Origin of the sequence: Alicyclobacillus dauci (assembly GCF_026651605.1) — a bacterium.
GTDB lineage: Bacteria > Bacillota > Bacilli > Alicyclobacillales > Alicyclobacillaceae > Alicyclobacillus > Alicyclobacillus dauci.
Genome location: NZ_CP104064.1, coordinates 2,567,262 through 2,579,121, shown reverse-complemented (window position 1 = coordinate 2,579,121; position 11,860 = coordinate 2,567,262). Strand labels below are relative to the sequence as shown.

Below are 11,860 nucleotides of genomic sequence, written 5' to 3'. Positions count from 1 at the left end.
GTCACTAGTCAAAAGAGAGTAAGAGGAAGGCGTGCCGTAAAATTGTTAGCTCAAAAAACCATCGGAATCGACCTTGGGACAACGAATACAGTGATTTACATTGAAGGAAAAGGTGTTCTTTTGCGAGAGCAATCTGTCGTCGCTTTCAACTCTCTCACAGAAACGATTGAGGCAGTGGGGGACAGTGCCAAGGAGATGATTGGGAGAGCACCTCAGGACATCAAGGTCATTAGACCGCTTGAACGCGGCGTGGTTACTGATTTCCATGCGGCAGCTATCATGATCCGGCAGTTTCTGAAACAAGTCATTCACTCAAAGTCGCCATTTATTACAAAACCCCAAGTGACGCTCGCAGTACCGACAGGGGCGACCGCCGTCGAAAAACAAGCGGCTCACGACGTGGCCATCGAAGCGGGTGCGAAGCAGGTTCATACAATTGAAAAGTCGCTAGCTGCTGCAATCGGGGCGGGACTCTCTGTTTCTGAACCCAAAGGAAACATGGTTGTTCATATCGGAGCTGGTACGACTGAGGCTGCAACCATTTCCCTCGGTGGGATCGTGACATCGACATCGGTCAGGGTTGGTGGTGACGATATGGACCGGGCGATAACACAGTTTGTCGCGGATGCATACAACCTGTTGATCGGTGATAGAACGGCTGAGGCGATCAAAATGGCAATTGCCACGTGTCAAACAGCTAACGAGTCGGAGACAATACAAATCCGTGGGCGGGATGTTGTCGACGGTTTGCCCAAATCCATATCAGTGAAAAAAGATGAAATGATTGCGCCATTATCTAAGGTCGTGGAGAGCATAGCGGCCTGTGTGGTACAGACATTGGAAAAGACACCTCCTGAGTTAGCGGCTGATATTTTTTCCAAAGGGATTGTTCTCACAGGGGGTGGGTCGCTCCTGCTTCAAGTTAAGGACGCTATCTCTGCCGTTACGGGCTTAGCTATAACACGAACAGATGATCCATTTGATTGTGTAGCGATTGGAACAGGGCGGTACATGGCACGCAGTTCGCAAGTCAGTCACGATTCTAAGCTGAACTGGAGATTGTTAGGGGCACGCGCTTAGTTGTACTAGTCGACGGTAAACACCATTCCAGAAATGTGCACAAGGCGGCGAGGCCAATGTTAAAATTCGTCACTGTATCATGTTTTGCCACTATCGGCGGCGTAATGGGCTATTCGTTTACGCCAGAGTTGTTCAGGATGTTCGGATTCAGTGTGTTTCCAAGTTCTTCACGATGGATTGGAGCCATTTCACTAGCAATCATTTGCCTGCTCTTATCTATATGGCTTGTGAAGTATGTCGTGTCCTTCGTCAGTTGGGTAGAGACGAGACTGAAACATACGCCCTTTTTAAATATCGCTTCGGGATGTCTGGGTTTGACGATAGGACTTCTTATCGCCTACATGGTGGGGCCGGAGATTCGCTTGATTCCGCTTATTGGTGGCGAAGTTCAGTTTTTTGTCAGTGTGGGCCTGGGGTACTTGGGTGTCCGAATCGGACTTGTCAAACGCAGCGAATTATTTAAGTTATTCTTTCAGAGAACCGTTCAAAAAAGCCCAGAAACACAACTTGTGTCCAAAGAACTAGGAAATCATTCAATGGATAAGTTGTTGGACACAAGCGTCATCATCGATGGGCGCATTGTGGAGTTAGCACGGACAGGTATCATTGATGGGTCTCTGGTCGTACCATCGTTTGTGCTCTATGAATTACAACATTTAGCTGATTCATCAAACGATTTAATTCGAAACCGTGGACGACGCGGTTTAGATGTACTTAATACGATTCAACGAGAGCAAAAAGTACACGTTGAGATCCAGGAAATTGATTTTGAAGACGTAAGCGAAGTGGACAGTAAATTAATTCGTCTTGCGAAGCAGCGTAATGCGACGATTTTCACGAATGACTTTAATCTGAATAAAGTTTGCCAAGTACAAGGTATTCCAGTCCTTAATATGAATGACTTGGCGAATGCCATCAAGCAGGTCATTCTGCCCGGTGAAGAATTGGACGTGGCTGTCGTTAAGGAAGGTAAAGAGGCGAATCAAGGCGTGGGCTATTTGGAAGATGGTACAATGATCGTGATCGAAGGCGGCCGGAGGCTAATCGGGACAAACGTGCGGATATATGTCACATCTTTGTTGCAAACATCATCTGGCCGAATGGTCTTTGCAAAACCAAAAATACAGTCTGCCATGTGAAATGTATTGGAAAGTTGAAGGTGATGTCAGGTGGCCCAAAGTGTTCTCCTTGTGGATGACGAACCAAAGGTCATCGACGTAATCAAACCCTTTCTTGAACGTGAAGGATTCGAAGTTCACGTTGCGTTTGACGGCGGTTCAGCCATTTCGCGTGTGGAACAGGTTAAACCGGATTTGGTTATCCTCGATTGGATGTTGCCTGGGATGAGTGGTATAGACGTATGTCGCCATCTTCGCTCCACCGGGAATCTCGTCCCTATCATCATGGTCACTGCGAGGACGGAAGAGGTTGACCGGGTGTTGGGATTGGAAATGGGCGCTGACGATTATATTACAAAGCCCTTTAGCTTACGGGAACTGGTCGCTCGAGTTCGATCTGTGCTCAGGCGTTCGCAACAACAGCCAAGTGGCGAATCTGTGTACGTTCGAGGCAATCTAAAAATTGACGAGTCGCGTTTTCGAGTGTGGAAGGACGATGCAGAAATCGTTCTCACACCTGCAGAGTTTCAGATTTTAGTGACATTGGCAGCCAAACCCGGTGTCGTATACAGCAGACTACAACTTCTTCAAACCGTTATGGGGAACGCATACATGAATTACGAGCGCACAATTGATAGTCACATAAGCCATCTTCGAAGAAAGCTCGAAGACGACCCATCCAATCCCAAGTTTATCCAGACTGTTCACGGCATGGGTTACCGTTTCGGTGATAACCTGTGAAAATCACCGTTACGAGGAAAGTTTTCCTCATTATCGCGACGTTGATTGCTTTTATGTCGGGAGCGTTTTTTACCCTTGCTCACAATGATTTGGAAGGTATGTTCCGCACCTATGCCAGTGAAGCCCGCCACCGGACAGCCGTCCAATGGGCAGACGTCATCAGTTATTTTTATCAAACGGAAAATCACTCGTGGGTTAATGTAACTGATAGCTTAACGAAGATGATGTCTCAAAACAGGGCGCAGCACGATCTCCCCCAACAACTCATCGTACTTGATGGCCAAAATCATATTATTGTCCAAGCCGGCGTCCAAACGGGGATGAGGGATAGAAGCATGTATACCACTGTGCCGATTATGGAGGGGGATCGGCAGATTGGTACACTGCTTATTTACGGTGAGGGCTTAGATCCCTTATACGAGATTGAGGAAACGGTCATTCATACGATGACGCTCGCTACGATGTGGGGCATTATTATCGCCTCGGCCCTGGCGTTATTGTCTGGTGCGTTGATGGCAAGGCGCATGACTCGCCCCCTCAAGTTCATTTTGAAGGCCATCAAGCAAATTACGCGAGGAGAACTGGACACACAAATTCCGGTTACATCCACAGATGAGTTTGGTCAAGTGGCCCGTGCATTCAATGAGATGACAAGGCAACTTGCGGCTACGGAAGAGGCGAGAAAGCATTTGGTTGCTGATGTCGCACATGAACTTCGTATACCGCTTACGATCATGCAAGGTCAGTTAGAACTCATTCAACAAGGTGTGCGTGGACCAAAACCTGAAGATTTATTGCCAATTCACGACGAGGTCATTCGGCTTTCGCGGCTCGTGCAAGACCTTCATCAACTGTCCCAAGCTGAGGTTGGGAAACTCCAACTACGAAAACAGCCTACGGACATCGTGCACTTTCTTCAGCGGCTTCTTGAGAACTTCGAAGTCGAGGCGATGGATAAAAAAATCAAGTTGGAATTACAAACGATAGACGAGCAACTCCCGATGTTAAAAGTTGATCCGGATAGACTCACTCAAGTATTTGTAAACCTGCTGGGCAATGCCCTCCGGTATACTCCGGATGAAGGTACGGTTCGTGTCGAAGTGACGCGATCGGGTGATTTTGTCGAGGTTGCCTTGTCGGACACAGGTCCTGGAATAGATCCAAATCATGTTCCATTTATCTTTAATCGGTTTTATCGCGGAGACGAAGATCGATCCAGGGGTACAGGTGGCACTGGTCTCGGTCTCGCGATCGCGAAAGAATTCGTTGAAGCTCATCAAGGGAAAATTGAAGTCACGAGTGAATTGGGTATGGGGACTACATTTGTTGTGAGCCTGCCAATCAATTGACACACAGGTCAGCTGTCCTCCAATTTCCATTTCCGTAGAGACGCTCCGTTTTAAGCCGTCACACTGCGGGTGGCGGCTAGATCATCCCCCGGTTAAGCATCCCTAAACACAAACTCAAATCAATATCCATACAATCTCCACGTTTATTTCAAACGTCTTTTTTATAATGACAGTGCTTATTTCCCGTGTTTTGCACGGGCTTTTCAGACCATCATCACTGACAGCCTGCGAGTAAACAGGTCTCTGACATTGACAAAGGGTGGGTTAGATGAATCTCGCTTATATGATCAGTACCTATGGCTTTCTAGGCCTCTTCGTCATGCTATGTCTTGAGTACTTAATATTGGTTGTACCTGGTGAAACCATCCTTACAACAGTGGGCATGCTGTCGCGTTCGGGTACATATCACTTCAGTTTGATTACGCTCATTTTGGTAACGGGACTGGGAACATTTGCGGGCTCCGTGATCGCTTATGGAATAGGGCGACTATTTGGTCGCCCCATTTTACTCAAGTACGGCAAGTATGTATTTTTGACTACAAAAAGATTGGAGCAAAGTGAAACCTTATTTCAGAAGAGGGTTGTCTTAACCTTACTAGTGTCGAAGTATATTGCCGTCGTCCGCGACATTGTTCCCTATATCGCGGGGATGAATCGAGTCCGTTTACAGCTTTTTATCCCATTGTCACTGGTTTCGTCATTTCTCTGGACGGCCACATTTATTGAAGCAGGGGGAATTGTGGGGAGGCTTTGGCAGTCGCTTCATCGTCATTGGCGCGGGGAATTGTTACCCATCGTTTTGATAGCCCTAAGTGCTGGGGTTGCATACTGGTACATCCACAAACGTTTGACGAAACTGATGGGACATCCTGTAAATACGGATACACAGGGTACAAGTAAATAGAACTACCAGCATTGGTGAAGGGCTATTCGGAGCAACGTACTTCGGGTAGCCCTTTTCGTATCCTGCTGCACATGTGGGGCTTGTAACGATTCCTTCAAAACAGGTAGTTCGGAATCTTCGTCTTATATGTCTTTTTTGAATTGACATCAAAAACCGTTTGTTCTATGCTTCGGTAAATCGGAAAAACATGTAGGAATAGTGAGTTTTAGGACTGAACAGGATACGAATTGCGAGAGTGGTGTTGGAAAAAAGGGGGTAACATGGATGGACAAAAAGCTGTGGATGGCGACAATGGGCTCCGTCGTACTTTCTCTTGGTGTCTTGGGTGGATGCGGAACGAACACGAATTCTACAAGCTCGAAACCGGCTACGACAGCGGTGCAATCTGGTGGGAAAATTGTGATTGATGAACCAGATGAAATCAGTTCACTCGATCCCGCCATTGCGTACTCCCTGATCAATGACGAGATCGTGTTTCAACTGTACGACCAACTCGTGACCTATAAGCCGGGCACCAGTGAAATTGCGCCTGATTTAGCGTCGAGTTGGGACATCTCATCCGATGGTAAAACGTATACATTTCATCTTAAAAAGGGCGTCAAGTTTTGGAACAGGGATGACATGACTGCGCAGAGTTTTATCGATGAATTTGAACGAGTTTTAAGTAAAACCGTCGATTCGCCCGGTGAAGGTTTTCTCGATCCCATCGTGGTTGGATCGACAGCGTTCCACGACGGCAAGGCCAAGTCAGTTTCTGGATTGTCGGCACCGGACCCGTACACACTTGTGATCAAACTGACGAAGCCGGAACCATTCTTCTTGCAGGTACTTGCTCAAGAATTCTTCTCACCTGTGGACAAGAAATATATTGACTCTATCGGAAATGACGCGTTTGCCTTCAAGCCAATGGGCACAGGACCTTTCGAGTTAAAGTCGTACCAACAGGAACATCAGCTTGTTCTGACAAAGAACCCGAACTATTTTATTCCTAATAAACCGAAGCTGGATGAGATAGATATTTCCATTCAGACAAATGAAAGCCTGTCCGCTATGCGCTTTCAGCAAGGCACCACAGCTTTTATCGATTTCAATCAAAACATCGACTCACAGGATTTCGTCTCGATGATGAAGAATCCAAAATATAAGAATGATTTTTACAAAGAGACCTTAAACACACTAGGATTTCTAAACATCAACAATCAATCTGGTCCATTTAAACAAAAACTCGTACGCCAAGCGGTCAATTACGCGGTGAACAAACAAAGGTTAGTACAACTTCAGAACGGTCGTGCTTCTGTTGCCTATCAAATCTTACCTCCCAACATGCCTGGTTACGAGTCAGATTTGCCGAGCAATGTGAAGTATACGTACGATCCGGCCAAAGCCAAGGAGCTACTCAAGGAAGCCGGTTATCAGAACGGGTTCAGCACTGAAATTCTCACGCCAAACGATGAATCAACGGTCAAACTCGTTCAGTCCATTCAAGCTGATTTGGCTGTGGTGGGCATCAAGGCTTCCATTAAGCCTGTTCCTGCCAGTACATACAGCCCGCTGGCGCAGTCTGGTAAGGAGCCCCTCGTCTATGAAATCTGGTCTCAGGATTTTCCTGATCCGTATGACTTTCTCGACAGTTTCTTGAACAGTCGCAACATCCCGGACATTAACCGGTCGTTCTACAGCAATGGGGCGATTGACAAAGAGCTCAATCAGGCAGCGAACATGCAACAGGGCGATGCACGAATTGCACTGTACCAAAAAATTCAGAATCAGGCGTTGGCGGATGCGGCGCTTATGCCACTGTACTACCCTGTACAATATGCTGTGGTTCAACCATGGCTTAAAGGGTTCTACATGAATCCTGTGCATCTCGATCCGCTACAGGACATCTCAGTTCAGTCGCATTAATTGACTCGTCTGGACGTGATTATTTTTCTTAAGGAGCTATTCCGATGACCATCACGAATAAGAAGATTATGCTGTTTGTCGCGCATCCAGATGATGAAGCATACTGCTCAGGGACCATTGCGAGGCTTGCAGCGCACGATAACGAAATTTACATGGTGATTGCAACGGAAGGGAACAGGGGAACACATGACCCAACCGTTCGACCGGAGCAACTTGCCGCACAGCGCAAAGCTGAAATGGCGAAGGCGGCCAAAATTCTCGGTATTCATGAAGTGTCTTGGCTTGGGTACGAGGATGGTGGACTTTGGAACGCACCGGATTTTAAAGAGAAAGCCTTCGGCGTGATTCGAAAGTACCGGCCGGATGTGCTCATTACATTTGATCCATGGAAAAAGTACGATTTTCATTCCGATCACCAAACGACCGGGTTCGTCGCAACAGAGGCTGCCTATCTTGGAAATTGTGTCTGGTATTTTCCTGAACACATGGACGCTGGGTTAGGTGGTCACGCACCGGAGGAAGTCTACTTGTTCCAACCCGAAGAAACAAACTACACAGTGGATGTCACTGAATTCCTTCAGGCGAAACTGGCCGCCGCCGCTGTCCATTTAAGTCAATCTCAAGACGCGGGAATGAACCATTTAATGCGGATGCAAAAGCTGTTTGACGAGTTGAATGGAAAAATACGTTCCGACGGTGGAGATTTTAAACAGTTGCTGAGTGATTTCTCTAAGCTGCAAGCCGAGTGCACAGAGCACTTTCATAAAGTCTATGACTCCAATTTGTACATTTGATAGAGGATGTTGACCAACATGTTGTATGACACGATCGTTTTAGGCGCTGGGTCCATGGGACTTCCAACGGCTTACCAACTGGCGCTAAGAGGGCAGAAAGTATTGCTTTTAGATCAGCACGATGTGCCTCACGTATGGGGAAGTCATCACGGGACGACCCGAATGTTGCGCGTCGCGTACACGGAGGGTGCGTCCTATGTGCCGATGGCACAGCGAGCTCGGAAACTCTGGTTGGAGTTAGAGGAGAACCCAGTTGGGCCAAGCGAAAGGATATTTTCGCCCGTTGGCGTCGTCAGTGTACTGCGTCCAACGTCTCAAAACAATGAGATAGAGTCAAGTATTAAACAGTACAACATTCCACATGAGCGGCTGTCTGCCGACGAAGCACATAAACGATGGCCTGGGTTGTTCGTACCGGACGGTCACATTGTGTACTTTGACCCGCAGGGTGGCGTCGTCTTTAGCGAGGCGGCCTTACGCAAGTACAAAGCTCTCGCTCAGCAAGCCGGGGTGGATTTTAAAGTAATCGGTGAGCTTGAAGATATTTCCCTGCAGAATCACGCCGTGTCCGTACGATTTGCCGGGGCAACGTACGCAGCAGAGAATTTGGTTATTACAACGGGTGCGGCTACTCGGAACATTCTTAAACAGTGGTTCCCGGAATGGGGTGTTCCGTTGCAACCGCTCCGTAAAGTCGTGGGTTGGTATGGCGTGAAACGTTCTTCCAACAACCCATATGCTGCGGAGGAGTTTCCGGCGTATTCCATTGAAAGTGATACGGGATGGTATTACGGATTCCCGGACTTTGGCGATGGGGTCAAGGTTGGCCGTCACGATGGAGGCGAACCCTGTGATCCGGCAACCTTGGATCGGACGATTGAAGTCGGATCTCCGGAGGAGCTAGATTTACGGAAATTCGTACAACATTATCTTCCGCAGACAACCGGTTCAATGAGTTCAGGAAAGGTGTGCATGTATAACATGACCCCCGATGAGCACTTTGTCATCGATAAGCACCCGCAACATTCGAATATTGTACTCGCCAGCGGTTTTTCAGGACATGGATTTAAGTTTGCCTCGGTCATAGGGGAAATTGTCTCTGATCTCGTCATTGGTGGCAAATCTACGTTTGACTTGTCATTATTTCGATCTAACCGCTTTTCTTAAAGATTCCTTGAACTTGTTCACATTGAACCTGATTGCCGGATCATAGACTAGAGATAAGACCGTTATAGGTATGGGAGGAAGAAGTATGTCAGAAGAGATGAACTATCAAGCCGAAACGCTCGCAGTCCACGCAGGGCAAGAAATTGACCCAACGACACTTGCACGTGCTGTTCCGCTTTATCAAACTACGTCTTACGGGTTTCGCGATACAGACCATGCCGCAAACTTGTTTTCTCTCCAAGAATTCGGAAACATCTATACCCGGCTCATGAACCCTACGACAGATGTTTTTGAGAAAAGAGTGGCCGCGCTTGAAGGCGGATTGGCCGCGTTAGCAACTGCTTCAGGGCAAGCGGCCATCACATATTCTATTTTAAACATCGCTGGTGCAGGAGACGAAATTGTTTCGTCGACCAGTTTATATGGCGGAACATATAATTTGTTTTCACAGACTTTTGCGAAAATCGGGATTTCGGTTAAGTTTGTGGATCCAGAGGACCCGGAAAACTTCCGTCGAGCGATTTCAAGTAAAACAAAAGCATTGTACGCAGAAACGATTGGGAACCCAAAGGGAGATGTGCTCGACATTGAGCGTGTAGCTCGGATCGCTCATGAGAATGGGATACCTCTGATAGTCGATAATACTTTCCCAAGTCCGTACCTGTTGCGACCAATCGAGTTCGGCGCGGACATCGTTGTCCACTCGGCAACGAAATTTATTGGCGGTCACGGGACTTCGATTGGCGGAGTGATCGTGGATAGCGGGAAATTCGACTGGAGTCAAAACGATAAGTTCCCTGGACTTGTCGAACCAGACCCTAGCTACCATGGTGTGGTCTATACGCAGGCCGTCGGCCCAACCGCCTATATCATCAAGGCGCGTGTTCAACTCCTACGGGATTTGGGTGCCACCATATCACCATTTAATTCTTTCCTTCTGTTACAAGGACTAGAAACATTACATTTGCGCATGGAGCGGCACAGTACAAATGCGCTGCAAGTGGCGCGTTTTCTCGAAAGTAATGAGGCTGTTGATTGGGTGAACTACCCTGGTCTGGAGAGTCACTCGTCATACCAATTGGCGAAAAAATACTTGCCAAAGGGGCAAGGAGCAATTCTCACATTTGGCATCAAGGGCGGAATTGACTCAGGGAGAAAATTGATCGGTGCGGTGAAGCTATTTTCGCACCTAGCCAATGTCGGCGACTCAAAGTCACTCATTATTCATCCCGCCAGCACGACGCATCAGCAGCTATCGGAGGAGGAACAGTTGGCAGCGGGCGTATCACCAGGATTGATTCGTCTTTCCATCGGCACAGAAGCAATTACGGACATCATTGAGGATCTGGAACAGGCGATACGCGTGAGTCAAAACTAAATTGGCTGAGTCGATGATCATAAGACATTTTTACACTCCACGGCTGTTTAGTCGTGGAGTGCTGTCATATTCGATTTACTGCCATGAGTAAACTGAATAATTTGAATGATATTATTCGCCACCACACTCGACGCGTGCACAAACCGTATCTAGCTAAACGGAACCTGGGAAGGCGTTCGAAGGGGTAGCACCATACTGACATTGTGCTGGCCCCGTGAAACTCGTTCTTACAACGTGAGCAGAGGTGAATCGTCATGGTGGTCAATGCTTATGTGAGAGCAGATGGACGAGTCGGCGTGCGTAATCATGTTCTGGTCCTTCCAGTCTCTTATGAGATGAACCAAATTGCAGAGAAGATTGTAGCTAAAGCCCCGAAGGCCGTAACGTTTCGAAATCAGCATGGCGTCAACCAGGATGGCGCTGATCTTGAGCAAACAATGAGAGTTTACGAAGGGTTTGCGACGCACCCAAATGTCTACGGCGTCGTCATTCTGGCATGGGGACACGAGCCCATTGATTTAGAATCCCTCGTAGGCCGTGCTCGTACTGCTGGTAAGCAAGTTCAATTAGTCTCTCTCAGCACGGTCGGAGGCATCCGCAAGGCCATTGAGGTCGGAACGGAATTTGTGAACACTTATCTGGCTGAACGAGATCAAGTCCGTCGCCAACCCGTCCCTTTATCGTCTATTATCCTCGGCACGGAGTGCGGTGGCTCCGATGCTTGCTCTGGTATTTCAGGCAATCCAGCGTTAGGCGTAGTCAGTGATTTGCTAGTCGCGGAAGGTGGTATGTCCATCCTGTCCGAGACCACCGAGTTGATTGGCGCAGAACACCTGTTGGCACAGCGGGCCAGTACACCTGACATTGCTGCCCAAATACTTCACATTGTCCAACGACTTGAGGACAATGCCATGAAAATGGGTGTCGACATCCGCGGGGCACAACCCTCTCCCGGAAATATGGATGGGGGCATCACCACCATCGAGGAGAAAAGCCTGGGGTGTATTTACAAAGGCGGAACGACACCCATACAAGAGGTCATTGAATACGCCGAACGCCCGACTAGGCAGGGCTTAGTCATCATGGATACCCCTGGTCACGATATTGAGCAAATCACGGGTATGGTCGCAGGTGGTGCACAAGTGGTCATTTTCACGACGGGTCGCGGTACGCCCACTGGATCGCCAATTGCTCCATGTATCAAGGTAGCGACCAACACGGACACATACGACAATATGGCGGATAATTTGGACTTTAACGCCGGCTTAGTCATAGACGGGCTGGAGACCGTCGAGGAAACCGGGCGGCGGTTATTTGACAAGATGATTGACGTTCTGAACGGAGAAGTGACCAAGTCTGAACTTCTCGGGCACAGAGAGTTCGGCATTTACCGGATCGGAAAGAGTTTGTGAGGAGGTCGGCAG

The 11,860-nt window shown here is 48.1% G+C and carries 10 protein-coding genes; all 10 read left to right on the top strand.

Annotated features, from left to right (window positions below):
• Positions 1-42: 42 nt before the first annotated feature.
• The 10 genes from mreB (at position 43) to NZD86_RS13070 (ending at position 11,848) form a co-directional block, all read left to right on the top strand.
• Entirely contained in the window at positions 43-1,080 is a 1,038-nt protein-coding gene (gene mreB, locus NZD86_RS13115) for a rod shape-determining protein (protein WP_268042308.1), read from the top strand.
• Positions 1,081-1,136: 56 nt separating this feature from the next.
• Positions 1,137-2,219 carry a PIN/TRAM domain-containing protein gene (locus tag NZD86_RS13110; RefSeq protein ID WP_268042306.1) on the top strand — a complete coding sequence of 361 codons (1,083 nt, stop codon included), beginning with the start codon at positions 1,137-1,139 and terminating at the stop codon, positions 2,217-2,219.
• A gap of 30 nt (positions 2,220-2,249) precedes the next feature.
• Positions 2,250-2,939: a response regulator transcription factor gene (locus tag NZD86_RS13105; RefSeq protein ID WP_268042304.1), complete on the top strand. Its 690-nt coding sequence runs from the start codon at positions 2,250-2,252 to the stop codon at positions 2,937-2,939.
• Complete coding sequence (locus NZD86_RS13100; RefSeq protein ID WP_268042302.1) at positions 2,936-4,288, top strand: sensor histidine kinase; 1,353 nt, start codon at positions 2,936-2,938, stop codon at positions 4,286-4,288. The genes NZD86_RS13105 and NZD86_RS13100 overlap by 4 nt, the downstream gene beginning before the upstream one ends.
• 268 nt (positions 4,289-4,556) lie before the next feature.
• Positions 4,557-5,192 (top strand): DedA family protein, encoded by a 636-nt coding sequence (locus tag NZD86_RS13095; RefSeq protein WP_268042300.1) that lies wholly within the window; start codon positions 4,557-4,559, stop codon positions 5,190-5,192.
• Between the two features lie 264 nt (positions 5,193-5,456).
• Complete coding sequence (locus NZD86_RS13090) at positions 5,457-7,097, top strand: ABC transporter substrate-binding protein (protein WP_268042298.1); 1,641 nt, start codon at positions 5,457-5,459, stop codon at positions 7,095-7,097.
• Between the two features lie 44 nt (positions 7,098-7,141).
• Positions 7,142-7,891: a PIG-L deacetylase family protein gene (locus NZD86_RS13085; protein ID WP_268042296.1), complete on the top strand. Its 750-nt coding sequence runs from the start codon at positions 7,142-7,144 to the stop codon at positions 7,889-7,891.
• A gap of 18 nt (positions 7,892-7,909) precedes the next feature.
• A complete protein-coding gene (gene solA / locus NZD86_RS13080; protein WP_268042294.1) occupies positions 7,910-9,058 on the top strand; it encodes an N-methyl-L-tryptophan oxidase in 1,149 nt (382 codons plus the stop codon).
• Between the two features lie 85 nt (positions 9,059-9,143).
• Positions 9,144-10,436, top strand: coding sequence for a homocysteine synthase (locus NZD86_RS13075; RefSeq protein WP_268042292.1), 1,293 nt, complete (start codon positions 9,144-9,146; stop codon positions 10,434-10,436).
• 254 nt (positions 10,437-10,690) lie between these two features.
• Positions 10,691-11,848, top strand: a complete 1,158-nt coding sequence (locus NZD86_RS13070) for a UxaA family hydrolase (protein ID WP_268042290.1) — start codon at positions 10,691-10,693, stop codon at positions 11,846-11,848.
• Positions 11,849-11,860 lie beyond the last annotated feature (12 nt).

Bases quoted from the DNA above. Each gene is read 5' to 3' on its own strand.
- NZD86_RS13110 (WP_268042306.1), top strand. From the start codon at position 1,137: ATGTTAAAATTCGTCACTGTATCATGTTTTGCCACTATCGGCGGCGTA.
- NZD86_RS13095 (WP_268042300.1), top strand. From the start codon at position 4,557: ATGAATCTCGCTTATATGATCAGTACCTATGGCTTTCTAGGCCTCTTC.
- NZD86_RS13090 (WP_268042298.1), top strand. From the start codon at position 5,457: ATGGACAAAAAGCTGTGGATGGCGACAATGGGCTCCGTCGTACTTTCT.
- NZD86_RS13085 (WP_268042296.1), top strand. From the start codon at position 7,142: ATGACCATCACGAATAAGAAGATTATGCTGTTTGTCGCGCATCCAGAT.
- solA (WP_268042294.1), top strand. From the start codon at position 7,910: ATGTTGTATGACACGATCGTTTTAGGCGCTGGGTCCATGGGACTTCCA.
- NZD86_RS13075 (WP_268042292.1), top strand. From the start codon at position 9,144: ATGTCAGAAGAGATGAACTATCAAGCCGAAACGCTCGCAGTCCACGCA.
- NZD86_RS13070 (WP_268042290.1), top strand. From the start codon at position 10,691: ATGGTGGTCAATGCTTATGTGAGAGCAGATGGACGAGTCGGCGTGCGT.